The sequence below is a fragment of the Pseudomonas kuykendallii genome, assembly GCF_900106975.1.
GTDB classification, from domain to species: Bacteria; Pseudomonadota; Gammaproteobacteria; order Pseudomonadales; family Pseudomonadaceae; genus Pseudomonas_O; species Pseudomonas_O kuykendallii.
In genome coordinates, this window is record NZ_FNNU01000002.1 from 554777 (window position 1) to 574073 (window position 19297).

At 60.8% G+C, this 19297-nt stretch carries 16 protein-coding genes; 7 read left to right on the top strand and 9 right to left on the bottom strand.

The features are described 5' to 3' along the window. Positions 1–41: 41 nt before the first annotated feature. The gene (gene rpsT, locus BLV15_RS07740) at positions 42–320 is read right to left on the bottom strand and encodes a 30S ribosomal protein S20 (protein ID WP_090226234.1); all 279 of its coding nucleotides are present in this window, start codon (positions 318–320) and stop codon (positions 42–44) included. Between the two features lie 287 nt (positions 321–607). Between rpsT and murJ the strand changes: the two genes are divergently transcribed. The 6 genes from murJ to ispH all read left to right on the top strand — a co-directional run bounded on the left by murJ (position 608) and on the right by ispH (position 8176). After that, positions 608–2146, top strand: coding sequence for a murein biosynthesis integral membrane protein MurJ (gene murJ / locus BLV15_RS07745; protein WP_090226236.1), 1539 nt, complete (start codon positions 608–610; stop codon positions 2144–2146). A gap of 105 nt (positions 2147–2251) precedes the next feature. Beyond that, positions 2252–3190 (top strand): bifunctional riboflavin kinase/FAD synthetase, encoded by a 939-nt coding sequence (gene ribF, locus BLV15_RS07750; protein ID WP_090226239.1) that lies wholly within the window; start codon positions 2252–2254, stop codon positions 3188–3190. A 90-nt stretch (positions 3191–3280) separates the two neighbouring features. After that, positions 3281–6115 (top strand): isoleucine--tRNA ligase, encoded by a 2835-nt coding sequence (gene ileS / locus BLV15_RS07755; RefSeq protein WP_090226242.1) that lies wholly within the window; start codon positions 3281–3283, stop codon positions 6113–6115. Positions 6116–6183: 68 nt separating this feature from the next. Next, a complete protein-coding gene (gene lspA, locus BLV15_RS07760; RefSeq protein WP_090226244.1) occupies positions 6184–6687 on the top strand; it encodes a signal peptidase II in 504 nt (167 codons plus the stop codon). Further along, on the top strand, positions 6680–7117 hold the full coding sequence (locus BLV15_RS07765) for an FKBP-type peptidyl-prolyl cis-trans isomerase (protein ID WP_090226246.1): 438 nt from the start codon (positions 6680–6682) through the stop codon (positions 7115–7117). Before lspA ends, BLV15_RS07765 begins: the two co-directional genes overlap by 8 nt. Positions 7118–7231: 114 nt before the next feature. Continuing rightward, positions 7232–8176, top strand: coding sequence for a 4-hydroxy-3-methylbut-2-enyl diphosphate reductase (gene ispH, locus BLV15_RS07770; RefSeq protein WP_090226248.1), 945 nt, complete (start codon positions 7232–7234; stop codon positions 8174–8176). Positions 8177–8197: 21 nt separating this feature from the next. Here ispH and BLV15_RS07775 read toward each other — a convergent pair whose 3' ends face one another. The 7 genes from BLV15_RS07775 to BLV15_RS07805 form a co-directional block, all read right to left on the bottom strand. Further along, entirely contained in the window at positions 8198–8665 is a 468-nt protein-coding gene (locus BLV15_RS07775) for a type IV pilin protein (RefSeq protein ID WP_090226250.1), read from the bottom strand. After that, on the bottom strand, positions 8665–13683 hold the full coding sequence (locus tag BLV15_RS07780) for a PilC/PilY family type IV pilus protein (RefSeq protein WP_139210694.1): 5019 nt from the start codon (positions 13681–13683) through the stop codon (positions 8665–8667). The genes BLV15_RS07775 and BLV15_RS07780 overlap by 1 nt, the downstream gene beginning before the upstream one ends. 23 nt (positions 13684–13706) lie before the next feature. Next, complete coding sequence (locus BLV15_RS07785; protein WP_090226255.1) at positions 13707–14258, bottom strand: pilus assembly PilX family protein; 552 nt, start codon at positions 14256–14258, stop codon at positions 13707–13709. Then, positions 14255–15046, bottom strand: coding sequence for a PilW family protein (locus BLV15_RS07790; protein WP_090226258.1), 792 nt, complete (start codon positions 15044–15046; stop codon positions 14255–14257). Before BLV15_RS07790 ends, BLV15_RS07785 begins: the two co-directional genes overlap by 4 nt. A 10-nt stretch (positions 15047–15056) precedes the next feature. Further along, positions 15057–15605: a type IV pilus modification protein PilV gene (pilV, locus tag BLV15_RS07795; protein ID WP_139210696.1), complete on the bottom strand. Its 549-nt coding sequence runs from the start codon at positions 15603–15605 to the stop codon at positions 15057–15059. Then, entirely contained in the window at positions 15602–16090 is a 489-nt protein-coding gene (locus BLV15_RS22270) for a GspH/FimT family pseudopilin (RefSeq protein WP_090226260.1), read from the bottom strand. Before BLV15_RS22270 ends, pilV begins: the two co-directional genes overlap by 4 nt. 108 nt (positions 16091–16198) lie before the next feature. Then, the gene (locus tag BLV15_RS07805; protein WP_090226262.1) at positions 16199–16714 is read right to left on the bottom strand and encodes a GspH/FimT family pseudopilin; all 516 of its coding nucleotides are present in this window, start codon (positions 16712–16714) and stop codon (positions 16199–16201) included. A 116-nt stretch (positions 16715–16830) separates the two neighbouring features. Between BLV15_RS07805 and thiO the strand changes: the two genes are divergently transcribed. Then, positions 16831–17922, top strand: coding sequence for a glycine oxidase ThiO (thiO, locus tag BLV15_RS07810; protein WP_407072442.1), 1092 nt, complete (start codon positions 16831–16833; stop codon positions 17920–17922). Between the two features lie 36 nt (positions 17923–17958). On the opposite strand, the gene BLV15_RS07815 is transcribed toward thiO, so the two are convergent. Further along, a complete protein-coding gene (locus BLV15_RS07815; protein WP_090226266.1) occupies positions 17959–19296 on the bottom strand; it encodes a sigma-54-dependent transcriptional regulator in 1338 nt (445 codons plus the stop codon). Position 19297: the final 1 nt, after the last annotated feature.

Here is a 19297-nt window from a genome sequence, read left to right on the forward strand (position 1 = left end):
AAAAAACCGGCCAGTGGCCGGTTTTTTCAAGAACATCACGCTCAGGCTGCAGCGGCTTCGCCGAGTGCCTTGATGTGAGCGTTCAGACGGCTCTTGTGACGAGCTGCCTTGTTCTTGTGGATGATGCCTTTGTCGGCCATGCGGTCGATTACCGGTACAGCCAAGGTGTAGGCAGCCTGGGATTTTTCCAGGTCTTTGGCGTCGAGCGCCTTGACTACGTTCTTGATGTAGGTGCGAACCATGGAGCGCAGGCTGGCATTGTGGCTGCGACGCTTCTCAGCCTGTTTTGCGCGTTTTTTGGCGGAAGGGCTGTTGGCCACCGTCGAACTCCTCGAAACTTTGGGGGGATGCAAACAAATAAGGCCGCGAATCTTGCCGCCGCCGGGGGCGCTTGTCAAGCCTGTTGGATGCCTGCCTCGACTTGGGCGACGAGCGTCGCCTGTCGGCCGAGCCTTTATCTGGAGATCGGCGCACTGGCGATGCGTACGCACGCTAACGGGTGCTTTATTTCCAGGCCAGCCCTAAACTCGGCGGCTTCTTTCGGCGCGGCGTCGCGAGTCTCGCGCGCTGCGCAGCGCGGGTCGAACTGCATGGCTATCCATACCCTATGAATCTACTCAAATCCCTGGCCGCAGTGAGTTCGCTGACCATGGTCTCCCGTGTGCTGGGCTTCGTGCGCGACACCATCATGGCGCGGATCTTCGGCGCGGGCGTCGCTACCGACGCCTTCGTCGTCGCCTTCAAGCTGCCCAACCTGCTGCGGCGCATCTTCGCCGAGGGCGCGTTCTCCCAGGCGTTCGTGCCGATCCTCGCGGAGTACAAGAGCCAGCGCGGCGATGAGGCGGCGCGCACCTTCGTGGCCTACGTATCTGGCCTGCTCACGCTGGTACTGGCGCTGGTGACGGCGCTCGGCGTGCTCGCCGCGCCCTGGGTGGTGTGGATCAGCGCGCCAGGGTTCGCCGATGATGCGCAGCGCTTCGAGCTGACCAGCTCGCTGCTGCGGGTGACCTTTCCCTACATCCTGCTGATCTCGCTGTCCTCGCTGGCCGGAGCGATCCTCAATACCTGGAATCGCTTCGCCGTACCGGCCTTCGTGCCGACGCTGCTCAATCTGAGCATGATCTTCTTCGCCGTGTTCCTCACGCCGTACTTCGATCCGCCGGTCATGGCGCTCGGCTGGGCGGTGCTCGCCGGCGGCCTGTTGCAACTGCTCTACCAACTGCCGCACCTGAGGAAGATCGGCATGCTGGTGCTGCCGCGCCTGAACCTTCGCGACAGCGGCGTGTGGCGGGTGATGCGGCAGATGGGGCCGGCGATCCTCGGGGTGTCCGTGGCGCAGGTCTCGCTGATCATCAATACGGCATTCGCCTCCTTCCTGCCGACCGGGTCGGTGTCCTGGATGTACTACGCCGATCGCCTGATGGAGCTGCCCACCGGCGTGCTCGGCGTGGCGCTGGGTACCATCCTGCTCCCTGCACTTTCCAAGACGCATGCGCTGGGCGATCGCGGCGAGTATTCGCGGCTGCTCGACTGGGGCCTGCGCCTGTGCCTGTTGCTGGCGCTGCCGTGCGCGCTGGCGCTGGCGATCATCGCCGAGCCGCTGACCGCCTCGTTGTTCCAGTACGGCGCATTCAGCGCCCACGACGCCGCAATGACGCAGCGCGCACTGATCGCTTATTCGATAGGACTGGTCGGTCTCATCCTGATCAAGATTCTTGCGCCGGGCTTCTACGCGCGGCAGAACATCCGCACGCCGGTGCGCATCGCCATCTTCATTCTGGTCGTCACGCAGTTGATGAACCTGGCGTTCGTCGTCCCGTTGCAGCATGCCGGGCTGGCCCTGGCGATCAGCCTGGGCGCCTGCCTGAACGCCGGCTTGCTGTATTGGCAGATGCGCAAGCAGCGGATGTTCGACCTGCAGCCTGGCTGGCTGCCGTTCCTGGTCAAGCTGGTGGTGGCGGTGGGGGTGATGTGCGGGGTGCTGTTCGCGGGCATCCAGCTCCTGCCTGGCTGGGACCAGGGCGACATGCTGGTGCGCTTGGCGCGCCTCGGCGTACTGGTCGCCGCCGGGGTGCTGGCCTATTTCGGTAGCCTGGCGCTGCTCGGCTTTCGCCTGCATCACTTCGCGCGCCGCTCGCTGCACTGAAGCGTTGTCGTCCCGCGTGGCGAGCCGGCCGAATGCCGCCGCTGCGCCTGTCACCCGGCGCCCGCTGTGCGTATAATCGACCACTTTGTGAGCAAGATGCGCGCTATGCAGCTGGTTCGAGGCCTACACAATCTGCGGCCCCAACATCGGGGTTGCGTCGCCACGATCGGGAATTTCGACGGTGTCCACCGCGGCCATCAGGCCATCCTGATGCGTTTGCGCGAGCGCGCCGCGGAATTGTCGCTGCCTAGCTGCGTGGTGATTTTCGAGCCGCAGCCGCGTGAGTTCTTCACCCCGGATACCGCGCCGCCGCGTCTGGCCCGCCTGCGTGACAAGCTCGAGCTGTTCGCCGCGGAAGGCGTGGACCGCGTCCTGTGCCTGGCCTTCAACCCGCGTTTGCGCGAGCTGAGCGCCGAGGCGTTCGTCCGCCAGGTGCTGATCGACGGGCTCGGCGTGCGCCATCTGGAGGTCGGTGACGATTTCCGTTTCGGCTGCGATCGCGCCGGCGACTTCGCGTTTCTCCAGCGTGCTGGCGCGGCGGCCGGTTTCACCGTGGAGGCGGCGACCACCATCGAGGTGGACGGCCGGCGGGTCAGCAGCACGCGGGTTCGCGAGGCGCTGGCCGACGGCGACTTCCCGCAGGCCCAGCGCCTGCTCGGGCGCCACTACGTCATCGACGGTCGCGTGCTGCACGGGCAGAAACTGGCCCGGCAGTTGGGCTGGCCGACGGCGAACGTGCAGCTCAAGCGCGTGCGTGCGCCGTTTTCCGGGGTTTATCTTGTCAGCGCCTACGTGGACGGGCGCAAATGGCCGGGCGTGGCCAACATCGGTACGCGGCCCAGCGTTGACGGCGACGGCCGCGCGCATCTGGAGGTACATCTGCTGAATTTCGCCGGCGACCTCTACGGCAAGCGCATGCGCGTGGCCTTCCACCACAAGCTGCGCAACGAGCGCAGGTTCGCCTCGCTGGACGAGCTCAAGGCGGCTATCGCCGCCGATGTCGCCGCCGCCCAGGTTTACTGGCTGGGCGCGCCGCTGCAGTGAGCGCGCCGGCATCCGCAATACACACGATCAGCAGCACCGGCGGGGCCGCGGCCCCGCGCAAGCAGAACTGAATTTGAACAGGCCGATGACATGACCGATTACAAAGCGACGCTGAACCTGCCGGAAACGGCATTCCCGATGAAGGCCGGCTTGCCGCAGCGCGAACCCCAGATCCTGCAGCGCTGGGACGAGATCGGCCTGTACCAGAAACTGCGCCAGATCGGCGCCGGGCGTCCTAAGTTCGTGCTTCACGACGGCCCGCCGTACGCCAACGGCAGCATCCATATCGGTCACGCGCTGAACAAGATCCTCAAGGACATCATCACCCGCTCCAAGACGCTGAGCGGTTTCGATGCGCCCTACGTGCCGGGCTGGGACTGCCATGGCCTGCCGATCGAACACAAGGTCGAGACCACCTTCGGCAAGAACCAGCCGGCCGACCTGACCCGCGAGCGTTGCCGCGCCTATGCCAGCGAACAGGTCGCCGAGCAGAAGGCCGGCTTCATCCGCCTTGGCGTTCTGGGTGAGTGGGACAACCCGTACCTGACCATGAACTTCGCCAACGAGGCCGGTGAGATCCGCGCGCTGGCCGAGATGGTCGGCAACGGCTTCGTGTTCAAGGGCCTGAAACCGGTCAATTTCTGCTTCGATTGCGGCTCGGCGCTGGCCGAGGCCGAAGTGGAATATCAGGACAAGAAGTCCGATGCCATCGACGTGGCCTTCCCGGTCGAAGACGCCGACAAGCTGGCCGCCGCTTTCGGCCTGGAAAGCCTGTCGAAGCCGACCAGCATCGTCATCTGGACCACCACGCCCTGGACCATTCCGGCCAACCAGGCGCTCAACGTGCACCCCGAATTCACCTATGCGCTGGTGGATGTCGGTGATCGTCTGCTGCTGCTCGCCGAAGAGCTGGTCGAGAGCTGCCTGCAGCGCTATGGCCTGCAGGGTGAGGTCGTCGCCACGGCTCCGGGTTCCGCGCTGGAGCTGATCCGCTTCCGCCATCCGTTCTACGATCGGCTGTCGCCGTTGTACCTGGCCGATTATGTCGAGCTGGGCGCCGGCACCGGTGTGGTTCACTCGGCGCCCGCCTATGGCGAGGACGACTTCTACAGTTGCAAGCGCTACGGCATGAGCAACGACGATATCCTCAATCCGGTGCAGAGCAACGGCGTGTACGTCGACTCGCTGCCGTTCTTCGGCGGCCAGTTCATCTGGAAGGCCAACCCGGCGGTCGTCGCCAAGCTGGAGGAAGTCGGCGCGCTGCTCAGGCACGACGTGATCAATCACAGCTACATGCACTGCTGGCGGCACAAGACGCCGCTGATCTACCGCGCCACCGCGCAGTGGTTCGTCGGCATGGACACCCAGCCGAAGGAGGGCGGCACCCTGCGTGAGCGCTCCCTGGCGGCCATCGAGCAAACCAAATTCGTCCCGGCCTGGGGCCAGGCGCGCCTGCACAGCATGATCGCCAGCCGTCCTGACTGGTGCATCTCGCGCCAGCGCAACTGGGGCGTGCCGATCCCGTTCTTCACCCACAAGGAGAGCGGCGAGCTGCACCCGCGCACCGTCGAACTGATGGAGGAGGTCGCCAAGCGCGTCGAGCAGGAAGGCATCGAGGCCTGGTTCAAGCTCGACGCCGCCGAACTGCTCGGTGACGAAGCTGCTCAGTACGACAAGAGCCGCGACACCCTGGACGTGTGGTTCGACTCAGGCACCACCCACTGGCACGTGCTGCGCGGCTCGCATGCCGACCTCGCGCACCGCGACGGTCCGGCGGCCGACCTCTACCTGGAAGGCTCCGACCAGCACCGCGGCTGGTTCCATTCCTCGCTGCTCACCGGCTGCGCCATCGACGGCCACGCGCCGTACAAGGAGCTGCTGACCCACGGCTTCACCGTCGACGAGCAGGGCCGCAAGCAATCCAAGTCCCTGGGCAACGTGGTCGCGCCGCAGAAGGTCATCGACAGCCTGGGCGCCGACATCCTGCGCCTGTGGGTCTCGTCCACCGATTACTCGGGCGAGATGGCGGTGTCCGACCAGATTCTCCAGCGCAGCGCCGACGCCTACCGGCGCATCCGCAACACCGCGCGCTTCCTGCTCTCGAACCTCAATGGCTTCGACCCGCAGCAGCACCTGCTGCCGGCCGAGGACATGCTCGCGCTGGATCGCTGGGCGGTCGACCGCACGCTGTTGCTGCAGCGCGAGATCGTCGAGGCCTACGACGAGTACCGGTTCTGGAACGTCTACCAGAAGGTGCACAACTTCTGCGTGCAGGAGCTGGGTGGCTTCTACCTCGACATCATCAAGGACCGCCAGTACACGACTGCGGCGGACAGCGTGGCGCGGCGTTCCTGCCAGACCGCGATGTACCACATCGCCGAGGCGCTGGTGCGCTGGGTGGCGCCGATCCTGTCCTTCACCGCCGACGAGATCTGGCAGTACCTGCCGGGCGAGCGCAACGAGTCGGTGATGCTCAACACCTGGTACGAGGGCCTTGCCGAGTTGCCGCTGGGCTTCGACCTGGACCGTGCCTTCTGGGAGCAGGTCATGGCCGTGAAGGTCGCAGTCAACAAGGAACTGGAAAACCAGCGCAATGCCAAGACGATTGGCGGCAACCTGCAGGCGGACATCGTGCTGTTCGGCGAGGCGGCGCTGGTCGAGGTGCTGAACAAGCTGGGCGACGACCTGCGCTTCGTGCTGATCACCTCGCGCGTCGAGGTACAGCCGCTGGAACAGGCGCCCGCCGAGGCGGTGCAGAGCGAACTGCCGGGTCTCAAGCTGCTGGTGCGCAAGTCGACCTTCGAGAAATGCCCGCGCTGCTGGCACTTCCGCGACGACATCGGCGTCGACCCGGCGCATCCGGACATCTGTGGACGCTGCGCAAGCAATGCGTTCGGTTCGGGTGAGATCCGGCACTTCGCCTGATCGAACATCGTCCGATAGACGGGGCGCGCACGCGTGCCCCAGTACCCTTGGTTGCATCTGGAGACTGTATGACGTCCCGCTTCGGCAAACTTCCCTGGCTATGGATCAGCGTGCTGGTGTTCGTTCTGGACCAGGCGACGAAGTTCTACTTCGAGGGAACCCTGCGGCTGTACCAGCAGATCGTGGTGATCCCTGACTATTTCAGCTGGACCCTGGCCTACAACACCGGCGCCGCGTTCAGTTTCCTCGCCGACGAGTCCGGCTGGCAGCGCTGGCTGTTCGCGCTGATCGCGGTCGGCGTCAGCGCCGTGCTGGTGGTCTGGATGAAACGCCTGAAACGCGACGAAACCTGGCTGGCGATCGCGCTCGCGCTGGTGCTGGGTGGCGCGCTGGGCAACCTGCTCGATCGCATGCTGCTCGGCCACGTGGTCGACTTCATCCTGGTGCACTGGCAGAACCGTTGGTACTTCCCGGCCTTCAACCTCGCCGATAGCGGGATCACCGTGGGCGCCATCATGCTGGCGCTGGACATGTTCAAGACCAAGAAGTCTGGAGAAACCGTACATGACTGAGCAGCGTATCGGCTCGGACACCCGCGTCACCCTGCATTTCGCCCTCAAGCTGGCGAGCGGCGATGTGGTGGACACCACCTTCGACAAGCAGCCCGCCACCTTCAGAGTCGGCGACGGCAACCTGTTGCCGGGCTTCGAGCAGGCGCTCTACGGTCTCAAGGCGGGCGACAAGCGCAGCCTGACCGTGGAGCCCGAGCATGGCTTCGGCCAGCCCAACGTGCAGAACGTGCAAGTCATGCCGCGCGGGCAGTTCGAGGGCATGGAGCTGTCCGAAGGGCTGCTGGTGATTTTCAACGACGCCGCCAACACCGAACTGCCAGGCGTGGTGAAAGCCTTCGATGACCAGCAGGTGACCGTCGATTTCAACCATCCGCTGGCCGGCAAGCAGCTGACCTTCGATGTCGAGATCATCGACGTCGTCGCCCTGTAAGATCTATCGAGACGGTGGGTCGCGCGTAGCCTCGATCCACCGCAGCCCCTTTGAACCCAGGGGGAGCAGAGGCAGTTAAACTGCCCGTCCAAGCCCCGTGCGCCGAGATTCGTCATGCTCATCAAACTCGCCAATCCCCGCGGCTTCTGCGCCGGTGTCGACCGCGCCATCGAGATCGTCAATCGTGCCCTCGAGGTGTTCGGTCCGCCGATCTACGTACGCCATGAAGTCGTGCACAACAAGTTCGTGGTGGAAGATCTGCGTTCGCGCGGGGCGATCTTCGTCGACGAGCTGGATCAGGTGCCGGACAACGTGATCGTCATCTTCAGCGCCCACGGCGTATCCCAGGCGGTGCGCCAGGAAGCCGAAAGACGCGGCCTGAAGGTGTTCGATGCGACCTGCCCGCTGGTGACCAAGGTGCATCTTGAGGTCGCCCGCTACAGTCGCGACGGCCGCGAGTGCATCCTCATCGGTCACGAGGGGCACCCGGAAGTGGAGGGCACCATGGGCCAGTACGACACCGCCAACGGGGGCTCGATCTACTTGGTTGAGGACGAGGAGGACGTCGCCTCCCTGACCGTGCGCGATCCCGAGTCGCTGGCGTTCGTCACCCAGACCACGCTGTCGATGGATGACACCAGCCGGGTGATCGACGCCCTGCGGACGAAGTTTCCCGCCATCGGCGGCCCGCGCAAGGACGACATCTGCTACGCCACGCAAAACCGCCAGGACGCGGTCAAGCAGCTCGCCGCCGACTGCGATCTGGTGTTGGTGGTGGGTAGCCCCAACAGCTCCAACTCCAACCGCCTGCGCGAGCTGGCAGAACGCATGAGCACCCCGGCCTATCTCATCGATGGTGCCGAAGACCTCAAGCGCGAGTGGTTCGAAGGTTGCCAGAAGATCGGCATCACCGCCGGCGCCTCGGCACCGGAAGTGCTTGTGCGCGGGGTAATCGAGCAGCTCCATGCGTGGGGCGCCAGCGGCGCCGAGGAATTGCTCGGCAGGCCGGAGAACATCACGTTCTCCATGCCTAAGGAGTTGCGGATGAAGGCTATCTAAGCGCTTTACCCGCCTCGAAGATTATTTCCAGCAGTTCTTCGGGTCGGCACCGGAGGCACTGACGCCACGGGTGCCGATTGCATTCAGGGTTAGGTTCCCGCATGCGGTGTCGGCGGTCTGGGAGCCCTGCGGGGTGGCGGTCAACAGATAGCCACCGCTGCCGTTGGGGTTGCTCACGGTGAGCTTGTACTTGTCGGTTTCGGACTTGACGACGGTGTCGTTCCCCGAACCAGTCGTATTCTTGAGTTGCAGCTTTCCAATGTCGGATTGCGCCGTCACGTACGTATTGTTCTGTGCGAAATAACGCTCCTGGCGTGCGGCGGCATCGTTCAGCAGAGCCTGTGCCTCCGTCCGGTTGGCCCTCAATACATATTGCTGATAACTCGGATAGGCGATGGCCGCCAGGATGGCGACGATCGCTACCGTGATCATCATCTCTATCAGCGTGAAACCCGCATTACGGCGTTTGTTTTGTTCGGTGATCAGCATCAGAGTGCGCTCCCGGGTAATACACGCCAGCTTTGACGGCCGCTGGACCCGCTACCCAAATTGATATTGGTGCATTTGCCTGTTGAGTCGAGCAAACATGGAGCATCCGTTATGTTGGGGCCGGAAATGAGCGTGTTCCCGCCAACGTTGGAGGCACCCACACCGCTAATCGGCGTGCCGGACGAGTCCAGGCTATTCACCACGCCATCTCCGTTCAAGTCGAACACGTTGAATGTCGTACGGCCGCCCGTCGCTGGATTGATTCCGTAGTAGAAACCGTCCATCCCCGATTCGCAGGGGTCCGAGTTTGGCGTGCGGCTGCCGACGATCAACACATCGCCACGCTTGATCGGATCATCGACGATCCTCTCCCCATTGGAGCTGGTGGAGGCCGAGAGATCCAGTCGCCAGCCGTATTTACCCGACGTATTGGTTGTCGAATACCAACTGACTCCGGTGTTGCTCAGGATGCGCACATCCCGGGTTTCACTACCGAAAGTTGCGCCCAGACTCTCGGAGGTAATGGTTTGTTCCTGCAGCTTCGCGCGCGTCAGCGTGGGTGTGCTTCCGGCCTCTTCGCCTTTTGTCTGGCGATCCCACACGCCGTAGAGCGTCTGCATCTTGAACGGGCTGACCTTGTCGGTGGTGCCCAGATAGCGGCCGGTGCCGAACGCCACGATGTAGCCCAGTCGGGAGGGGTGGCGAATCAGCGCGGGAGCCGAAGTGATCGGCTGTGCATTCGAGTCCGAGTCCTTGGCGCTATAGAGCGGAGCCCCACCGAAAGCAACCCTGAATTGGTCGGCAATGCTGGATGCGTCTCCTGATCGATTAAATGGACCTAATGGGTCTGCTGTAGAGGGCGTGGTTTTCAGTAGATCGAATCGCCACATATTGCCCTGCAGATCCCCTGCATAGGCATAGTCCGCTACGCCATCGCTATTGTTGTCCGCCAGTTTCGGCGTCGACAAACCGTTGGTTCCGGTGGCTGCGAACGCATCCAGTTTTTTCAGCAGGGCTCCGGTCTGAATATCGAGGACAAACAGGACCGCCTTGCCTGAACCGTTGTTGGGGCTGTTGTAGCCATTTGGAATGACCGCTGCCCATGAGTTGGAGTGCAATCTCGCTACCACTGGTGTAGCCAGGGTTTGCCCCAGATCGCTTACGCAGTTGTTGGACGCATCGCAGCTTTTGCTTGCCGCCGTGTCGCTGGTGAACTCCCACAACAGTTTTATCGACTCGGGGTCCGTTACATCCAGTGCAAATACGCCCCGGCCGCCGGCCCCAAGCGTGCCCACGAGAACCGTGTGCCAGGCGCTTCCAAAGTAAACGTCGGTCACGCTTAACGAGCCATCCACATAGTAGCGATGGTTGTCGTTGGTTTGGCTCGTGTAGTCGCTGCGGGTAAGTTGATTCAATGTCGGAATAACAGGGGTGGGTATGAATGCAAAAGTTTCCGCACCCGTATTGGCATTGAAGCCATGCAGCATTCCGTCATTCGCGCCGACATAAACTATCGGGGTGCGTGCCGCTTGTGCCGTCTTGAATGACGCATAAGTCCCTGCAGCCCCGTCCAAACTGTCTGCGACATAGTTCAGATACTGAGCTCCGCTGACCAGAACAGGGCTGGAGCCTACGATGTCGCCGATCTTTTTATTGCGTACGCGGAAGGTGCCGCAGCCTGAAAGCCCGGTACAGCTTTCGCCTCTGATGAATTTCACCCTGGCCTGGCCGTATGCGCCGGCGCTATCGCTGTCCGGCTGATTGGTGACGGGGTTTATATTCAGCGAATCCCTCAGGTTGACGCCCGCAAAGGACTTTCCGTCCAATGTTGCCCAACTAAAGGCGCTGAGTTTCGAGCCCGTATTACTTCCATTGTTCATGTATATGTTGCGAGTGGCCGGGATGTTGGCGCTTGCCTTCCATACGCTGGTGATAGTGTTTGCCGAAGTGCGCGTTTCCTTTATCAGGTCGCCGCTCCAGTCGTCCGTGTCGAACTCGGTGCGGTAAGTTGCCTGCGTGGTCGCAGTGCTGTTGGATTGCGGCTCTCTTCCCGCCGCAGGGCGAGTAATGGACTTCTGCCGTTGATCCAGGTCTCCGAAGGCCTTGTCGAGTTGAGCCTTGAGCGTCAGCGCATTGGTCACGAGGAAATAGTTGTCCGGCGTCCCGTCGGAATCCGAGTCCCAGTTGGTTGCGGTCGTTCCGTATTTGGCGGCGTACCACAGTGGATCTTGCAGCAGCGAAGCACTTGGAGTCGCCGATGCTGAAAAGTTCCGGGTTGTGCTTATCGGCAGATTCTTACATTCATTATCATTCGTTCGTCCAACGCAGTAGTTAGGGGCTCTGCCGGGAGGGGTGTTGAGTTTATAGAACGTCGTCGTGCTGTTGCAGGTAGTGGTGCTGTCATTCTGCAGGTCACATATCTCTAAGTAGACGCCATCGTGCGTGGTTCCTGAAATAACATATCCCATATTTTGCAATGCGCTGCCGGCTGCGTACTCCGAGTCCAGGCGTATATCCAACGTACCTTGTGAGTTGACAGAAAGCGTATAGAGCGCAATGGCATCCATATCATGGTCGGCACCCTGCTCTACGTCTTCATAGTTGATTCTGAATTTTGCGTAGGGGCGGCCGCTATTGACCGATATGTTTGCGTTCTGTGTGTCAGTGTTGGCTATTTGTTCGACGTAGAAATCCACGATCTGGTTGGTGGGTGCATAGGAAGTTTGTACGGATTTTGCGAACGGAACGACCGTGACTTTTTTCCCATTTACGGGGAACTCGATCTTCGGCAGTGGTGAGGCAAGGGCGACGGAGTACGTCAGGAGTTTTTTATCGCCGCCAATGTTATGCCTGGCGCCAAATCGAGCCACCCCGGCCGAATAGTATGTACCGCTTTTCGTAGGTTCCTCAGGAGCAAGCCCTCTAACGGTGGAAAGGTTGCTGACCTCTTTCTCTGTGGGTGCTCCATCGCTTACACCATTCGATTCTCCGATAAATATAGACCGCGTGCCGCCACCTTCTGCCTCCCAGATCGCATCGACTTCCTCGGAAACATTGAGGGTGCTGATTGCAGTTGGATTGCCCGTGCTGGAAAACGCTGTGTTGTCCGCCTGCCAGCTTTGTTTCGCGCCTGGCAATTTGACATCGTAGGAGGGGTTGATATCACTGATAACGGTCATGGCGGGAACGGCGCAGCCTGGGTACGCATTTCGACCGCCATTGATGTTTGCGTATGGCGGGGTCCAATCGGGTTTGGGTAGGCCAATGGCGTTGTCGGGGCTTCCGCTGTCCGTATAGTCATAAGCGCTAGTGGGCGTCGTGGCGCCTGCGAAATAGCGCATGGTTTCATACATCATTTCGCCTATGGGGTTTCCCCACATATAGCAAGTGTCGCTCTGAATCATCGCTCGACTGTTTATGAAACCACAGCCGTACTCATGGCTGTTATACAAAAAGTCATAGGTTCTAAATTTATTTATTGTGTCGACGATGCCGGATACATTGCTTCTGAACTGGCCGTTCTGCAGGTCTAACTCGTTGGCGAAACTCTGAATGTTGCTGCGCAACGTCCCACCACTCATGTTCTTCTTGTAGGAGCCGGAAAGGAGCCCGAAATACATCCTGTTGGTTTCGCCGTAGTCATGGAGTATCCCAGTAGGTTTATATGCGCCACTTGGATACGCTTTGCAGTTCGACTCCCTTAACGTTTCATTGCTGGGGCAGGTTTCAACCCTGATAGTGTAGTCGACCATTCTGGATGCTACGGCATCGGCGGGCTTCCAGTAGAAACCCCACTCGTCGTCGCCGCTGCCTTCCTCGTGGCGGAACTTGATTGTGTAGTTCTGGTTAGCTACCAAGTCCATTGTGAAGGAATAGGTGTCGCTGCCGTTATGGTTAGCGCCATGGCCGTTGTACCAGCTTGCTTTAAGCGTTCCATTTATAAAGACATCGACGGCATCATCTCCATCTATGGAAAAGAGATAACTGCCGCTCGTTGTGGGTCTAAGCGTTCCTTCGATAAGAGTGTGATAATTATCGTTACTGCAGTTGCTCTTTACCCCGTTGAATGGGTTGCTATTCTTCGTGCCTGATGATTTTATGGTCGTTACACTCTGGCTGCCGCATTTATTGCTGTTGGCCGAGTTGGTTGCGTTGAACAGCGTATCCATCTGCGCGGTCGAGGTGGGGCTTGCGATATTGTCTGGCCATGTTGTCAGTGTAAGGCCTGAAAACTCGCTGCTCGGCACTACTGCCCAACCCGTCGCCGGTCCCCCGGTGGTGCAAGAAACTGTCGCGCGAGTGCTGCTCACGCATGTGCTGTCCGCAACGGTGCGCTCCTTGGAAACCCAGTTCCAGATTCGGAAGGAGGTGTTATTCAAGACCCGTAGCTTGGGGGCGGTGTTGTCGGTTGTGGAGGTTACGGCAAACAGGTGGTAGAACCCGTTGCTGGGGAGAGCCAGGTTTGTATAGCGCCTGATATCGTAACCATCCCTGGCTACACTCTGATATTCCTTACCCCAACTGTGCGCATCCTGAGGAATGAAGGCGCCTTGGAGGATTGTCTGGCTGCTGCTATCGGTAGAGCGATAGCCGCCATAAAGGACCTTTCTAAGTGCATCCATGCGCGAAGTGGTCAGATAGTTCAGGAAATCCCCACTCCATTGCCCCGAACACTCTTTGCCGTTATCGCCGCCTCCCAGTTGCGCCGGTGCGAAATACGTACCGTTATGGGTGTAACATACTTTTGAATTGAAGTATCCGTAATAGTCGATTCCGCCATTTGCTTTCGTCAGATAGCCCCGATATCCAACATCCAGCTTTCCGTCTCCATTGAGATCGGAAGCGTCGTTGTAGGCTTCGTAATACAGCTTGTGGTCGCGACCCATGACGAGCATGTTGAGCGGAGGTACGGCAGCGCTTACAAATACCGGGCTTTGAGCAATGTCGATATTTGCATGGGCATTCGACGTCAGAGAAAAGATGCCCATGACTGCAACTGCAGAGAAAAGTGCTTTCATTTTGCTCTCCGTTGGAGTGAGGGTCATTTGTTGTAGACCCGCGCTACAACGGAGCGTAAGCACACGACATCCGCAGTACAGGTAGTGGCCGAGGTCGTGCCGGAGGGAGCGTTATAGGCCTGGCTGTTGATTTCGTAGTAATACTTTCCAATCCCTTGTGCATAGGCGCCGTATTCCGGATCCTCGGCTTCGTTGTTGGCCCCGCCAGCATTGATGTTTTTCATGTACCAATGGACATTCCTGTTCATTGACGTATTTCCTTTGAGCCCGCTGTAGGCGTGAGCGCTGGAGAAGTCGGTGCTGTAGTTAGTCACGATTCCTTGTATGCAGGGAATGGAACCGCAGGTTTCCGGAGGAGCGATCGTGGCTGATAGCCTCCTTTCACCTTCTCTCAATCCTGCTTCCGCGCTGCCCATGAGCCGTTTGCTCTCGAGTCGGTTCGCGGTGATTCGGGCCTCCAGCGTCGTTTCTCGCATGCTGGAAACGGCGAGCAATGTGATAACCAGGAGCATGATCAGCGCGATAAAAAGCGCGGCGCCGTTCTGGTTATTCTTTATGCTTGATGGTGTTTTCATGGCATCTGGTTCCGTAATGTCATGGTGCTTTTCGCAATCTGGTAAATCTTCCCGTCGGTCGGCGCTGTAGCGTCTTCGCCATACCACTCTTTATAGGTTTTGAACTGCACGTCCTGACTGATATTTCCCTGGGATGTGGACATCAGTGCGGAGTAACGAACGACTCGAATGAAGTCTCCGCCGGCAGGGGTAACTTTGAAGCTCGTTACCTCTCTGTCCTCGGTCGTATTTACCCCGTAGTCGAAACGTATGTCGGTTATTCCATCGACAAGAACACCCGAGGTTTCGCCTGAAGCGTTCTTACTGGTGCAGATGAGCTGGCCGTTATCATTCACGCCAATTTTTTCGACGAAGTTTTCTACAGGGGAGGTGTAGGGCTGGGCGATGGCGGCGTTGTTTGCGGAGCGGCCGTTACCCAAACAATCCACTTCGGCGGTATCTCGGGGTTGATATCGGATGCATAGCGTTTTCGCGTTCACGCTTTTCACGGCTTCACCTGCAGCGAAAGCGCAGTCCGTTATCCCCGTTTGGGAGGCCGTGACAGCGGGGAAGGCAAAGTCGAGCTGATCATCCGGTCGGCGTCGAAAACCGGCTTTCGCCAATTGCTGCTCAAGCAACTGAAGTGTGAAGCGGCCATTTTCCTGGTTTTCTGACTGCCCCTGCTGAAAGAGGTAGTTGCGTTTGTTATCCAGGTAAATCTGGGTTACGCCAAGGATCAGGAAGCTGCTGATCGCCAATGCCACCATCAGCTCCACCAAAGATAAACCGTCCTGGCTATGTCCTCTCATTTCGGCGTCCTCATGGCTCACTACGCAGTCGGTAGTAGCAAATGGTTGTGTCTTCTGACGGCGTTTCCTCAAGGCATTCACCGCTTTTAACTTTCCACGCCAGTTGGATCTCAATAGCGGAACCGGCGGAGCCACATCCCGAGGGGCCCGGAGATGTAGAGCGGCAGACGTAGAATTCGCTGTTCAGTAAGTCGGAGGCACCCGGAAGCAGCTTGCTGGCCTCCTGCGCCCAGCAGGCGAGTTGCTGCGAGGCGGAAGAGGGTGTCGTGGCGCAGGAACTTGGGGCGCTGGGGAAATCGCTTCCTTTGGCCTTGTAGTAATCGCCAGTGCTCGCCTTCAGATTTCCGTCGGCCGACAGTATGGCGTCGGGATTCGCGCGTATGAGTTCGAATAGATCGTCAGCGAGCATCGCCGCAGTGTTTCGCTGGGAGGAGTCTTTCGTGTAGGCGATCGTCTTTCCCTGCAACGCGACCATCCCGAGAATCCCGATGGTTATCAGAAGAAAGGTCACCAACACCTCGATCATGCTGAAACCAGACTGGCGAGATATGTCATTCATGATGATGTGCAACTCGTGAGGGCGGTCGAGGAGTTGGAGGCGCTCTTGCCTCTGGCGGACATTCGGCTCATGCCTGTGGTTTGAACGATGATCTGAAAGCCGTTGGCCGCTTCATCGTTCGCGCAGATCGTGTAGGTCGCGTTGGCCGCGGTGCCGTCGGGCTTGAATTCGATGCTTGCCGGATTCGCCGATACCGCCACGTAGGTAGGAGTGAAGGTGCGCAAGCTGGTGACCGTCGAACTGCCGATGGTGGCTGACCAGGTGCCGCTGGAGGCGCTGACGGTCACTGGCGTGCGTCTGCTGACGGCGGTGCTCCGAGCGAACTGCAGAAGTGCATGGAATTCTGCACTGGCACCCTGCACGCGATTGTTATTGATCAGGGTGGTAAAGCTCGGCACCGCTATGGCCGCGAAGATGCCGAGTAATGTCACTACCACCATGAGCTCTATCAAGGTGAAGCCTGATAGATGGGCGCGCTTCGGCATGAAAAATCTCCAAGATTACGATTGGATATTCTTGCCTGGGAGGCGCGGCCTGTCGTACCCGTCGGGACAGGCGGGACAGCCAGAGGGATGACTGGTAACGCGTTGATATCAGCCACACAGGGTGCCGTGATTCTGTCCGCTTTCCAGCCCCTCTGCCTGGCGGAAGCGCCCTTGTCTGTTGATCACGATCTGCCAGAGCGCTTTTGAATCCTTGCTGCAGTAAACGAACCGGCCATTGCTCGCCGGGCTGGCACCGTTGCTGTTGTAGACGACGCTTTGGTGGTTGATCGAACCCGTCCACTTCAGGGTGCCGGTTGCCTTCAACGGTTGGAACACCAGGACCTCGCCCGTATCTGCATCTCGTACCATCAACCCGCTCGCCCAGGTGTTGTCGCAGTCGTTGGCTTGGCCGGAGCCGCAAAGCTCGATGTTTCTTCCCCTGAACACGGCCTGCCCACGCGCCGTTTGCAACTGGGCGAGTAGGGTGTTCCGCAATGTTTGCTGTTGGTTGCTTTCGATCAAATGGATAAACGACGGCACGCCGATACTCGCGGCGACTGACAGGACGCTGAGGGTTATCAGCAACTCTATTAATGTGAAGCCGAGCGAATCAGTGCTGTTCATATCGTGTTCTTCCTTGAGAAAATTTCGCAGCACTCCTGGCTGCTCTGTTTTTGTAGTTCGCGATGGAGCGATTTCAATAGGCGCGGGGGTGACCCGTTGACGCGTGGAGGATGGTTTTGAACAAGGTTCTGGTGGTAGGTGGCGGCGCAATCGGCTTGCTCAGCGCGCGCTTGTTGGCCGAGCAGGGTTATGACGTGAGCCTGCTCGAGAAGGGCGATGTCGGGCGCGAGTCTTCATGGGCCGGCGGCGGGATCGTTTCGCCGCTCTATCCGTGGCGCTACAGCGCGGCGGTGACGGCGCTGGCGCACTGGTCGCAGGACTATTACCCGCATCTGGCCGAACGGCTCTTCGAGGAGACGGCGATCGATCCCGAAGTGCACGTCACCGGGCTCTACTGGCTGGACCTTGATGACGAGCCGCTGGCGCTGGCCTGGGCGCGGGAGCAGGGTCGACCGCTGCAGTCGGTGGACATCGCGGCGGTGCACGACGCGGTCCCGCCCCTGGGCTCGGGCTTCTCCAGCGCGATTCACATGAGCGGCGTGGCGAACATTCGCAACCCGCGCCTGGTGCGCTCGCTGCGGGCGGCCGTGCTGGGGATGCCTAATGTCACGCTGCTCGAGCATCGTCCGGTGACCGGGTTTATTCGCGAGAGCGGGCGGATTCGCGGCGTACTGACCGAGCAGGGCGAGATTCGTGCGGACCGGGTCGTGCTCGCCGCGGGGGCCTGGAGTGCCGAGTTGCTGGCGACCCTGGGCGTCCAATTGCCCGTCGAGCCGGTGAAGGGGCAGATGATCCTGTTCAAGTGCGCCGACGACTTTCTGCCGAGCATGGTCCTGGCCAAGGGGCGCTATGCGATTCCACGCCGTGACGGACACATCCTGGTCGGCAGCACGCTGGAGTACGAAGGCTTCGACAAGACGCCCACCGACGAAGCGCTGGCGAGCCTGAAGGCATCGGCCATCGAAATGCTGCCGGCGCTGGCCGATGCCGAGGTTGTGGGGCACTGGGCGGGTTTGCGTCCCGGTTCGCCGGAGGGCATCCCGTTCATCGGTCCGCTGCCGGGGCACGACGGGCTCTGGCTGAACTGCGGGCATTTCCGTAACGGCCTGGTGCTGGCCCCGGCTTCGTGTCAGCTATTGGCGGATCTGATGGCGGGGCGCGAGCCGATCATCGATCCCACCCCCTACATGCCTGCCGGGCGCATCTGAGGACAGCCGATCGATGGGCGCGTGCCTATCGATCGCTCAATCCAACCCGAGCTTCTTCAGCCGATAGCGCATCGAACGGAACGTCAGGCCGAGGCGCTGCGCCGCGGCGGTGCGATTCCAGCGCGTTTCCTCGAGTGCCTGCATGATCAGCTTGCGCTCGATCTCCTCCAGGTGGTCCTCGAGGTTGTCCACCTGCGCCAGGCTGCCGTCGGCCGTATCGCCGGCGACCGGGGCCTCGGCAAGGCGAAGGTCCTCGGGCCTGATCTGATCGTCCTCGCACAGTGTGTAGGCCCGTTCGAGCATGTTCTCCAGTTCGCGGACGTTGCCGGGAAAACGGTAGCTCTTGAGCTTTTCCAGGGCTTCGCCGTGCAGCGTGGCGGGCTGGCTGCTGGCCGCCGCCAGTTGGTTGAGCACGTTCGTCGCCAGCTGCGGAATGTCCTCGCGGCGTTCGCGCAACGAGGGCACGCGCAGTTCGATGACGTTCAGCCGGTAGTACAGGTCCTGGCGGAAGCGTCCGGCGGCGACCTCGGCGGCGAGGTCCTTGTGGGTGGCGCAGAGCACGCGCACGTCGAGTACCACTTCCTGCTGGCCACCCACGGCGCGCACGGCTTTTTCCTGGATCGCGCGCAGCAGCTTGACCTGCATCGGCAGCGGCAGGTCGGCCACCTCGTCGAGGAACAGCGTGCCGCCGTTGGCCGTCTGGAAGAGCCCCAGCTTGTCCTCGATGGCGCCGGTGAAGCTGCCTTTCCTGTGGCCGAAGAATTCGCTCTCCATCAGCTCGGAGGGGATCGCGCCGCAGTTCACCGGGACGAACGGCTGCTCGCCGCGCGGGCCGCGTTCGTGGATCAGCCGTGCGACCAGCTCCTTGCCGGTGCCGGATTCGCCGCTGATATAGACCGGCGCCTGGCTGCGCGCGAGCTTCTCGATCTGCTTGCGCAAGGTGCGCATCGGCGGCGAGTCGCCGATCAGTCGCTCGTCGACGCTGGCCGGGTCGTTGCCCGGTGCATGCAGGCGCAGCGCGGTGGCGACCAGTTCGCGCAGGCGGGCGAGGTCCACGGGTTTGGTGAGGAAGTCGAAGGCGCCGGCCTTCAACGCGTTGATCGCGGTATCCAGGCTGCCGTAGGCGGTGATCATCGCCACCGGGACCTGCGGGTGGCGCTGCTGGATGTACTGCACCAGATCCTGGCCGGTGCCGTCGGGCAGGCGCATGTCGGTGAGGCACAGGTCGAAGGGCTCGCGCGCCAGCCATTCGCGCGCCTCCTTGACGTTGCGGGCGCTGCGCGTGTCGAGTTTCATCCGCCCCAGGGTGATCTCCAGGAGTTCGCGGATATCGGGCTCGTCGTCGACGATCAGGGCTCTCTGTCGAGCGGTCATG

Bases quoted from the DNA above. Each gene is read 5' to 3' on its own strand.
- BLV15_RS07765 (WP_090226246.1), top strand. From the start codon at position 6,680: ATGACTGAGCAGCGTATCGGCTCGGACACCCGCGTCACCCTGCATTTC.
- BLV15_RS07815 (WP_090226266.1), bottom strand. From the start codon at position 19,296: ATGACCGCTCGACAGAGAGCCCTGATCGTCGACGACGAGCCCGATATC.
- BLV15_RS07805 (WP_090226262.1), bottom strand. From the start codon at position 16,714: ATGAACAGCACTGATTCGCTCGGCTTCACATTAATAGAGTTGCTGATA.
- BLV15_RS22270 (WP_090226260.1), bottom strand. From the start codon at position 16,090: ATGCCGAAGCGCGCCCATCTATCAGGCTTCACCTTGATAGAGCTCATG.
- lspA (WP_090226244.1), top strand. From the start codon at position 6,184: ATGACGTCCCGCTTCGGCAAACTTCCCTGGCTATGGATCAGCGTGCTG.
- BLV15_RS07780 (WP_139210694.1), bottom strand. From the start codon at position 13,683: ATGAAAGCACTTTTCTCTGCAGTTGCAGTCATGGGCATCTTTTCTCTG.
- BLV15_RS07790 (WP_090226258.1), bottom strand. From the start codon at position 15,046: ATGAGAGGACATAGCCAGGACGGTTTATCTTTGGTGGAGCTGATGGTG.
- ribF (WP_090226239.1), top strand. From the start codon at position 2,252: ATGCAGCTGGTTCGAGGCCTACACAATCTGCGGCCCCAACATCGGGGT.
- ispH (WP_090226248.1), top strand. From the start codon at position 7,232: ATGCTCATCAAACTCGCCAATCCCCGCGGCTTCTGCGCCGGTGTCGAC.
- pilV (WP_139210696.1), bottom strand. From the start codon at position 15,605: ATGAATGACATATCTCGCCAGTCTGGTTTCAGCATGATCGAGGTGTTG.
- ileS (WP_090226242.1), top strand. From the start codon at position 3,281: ATGACCGATTACAAAGCGACGCTGAACCTGCCGGAAACGGCATTCCCG.
- BLV15_RS07785 (WP_090226255.1), bottom strand. From the start codon at position 14,258: ATGAAAACACCATCAAGCATAAAGAATAACCAGAACGGCGCCGCGCTT.
- BLV15_RS07775 (WP_090226250.1), bottom strand. From the start codon at position 8,665: ATGCTGATCACCGAACAAAACAAACGCCGTAATGCGGGTTTCACGCTG.
- murJ (WP_090226236.1), top strand. From the start codon at position 608: ATGAATCTACTCAAATCCCTGGCCGCAGTGAGTTCGCTGACCATGGTC.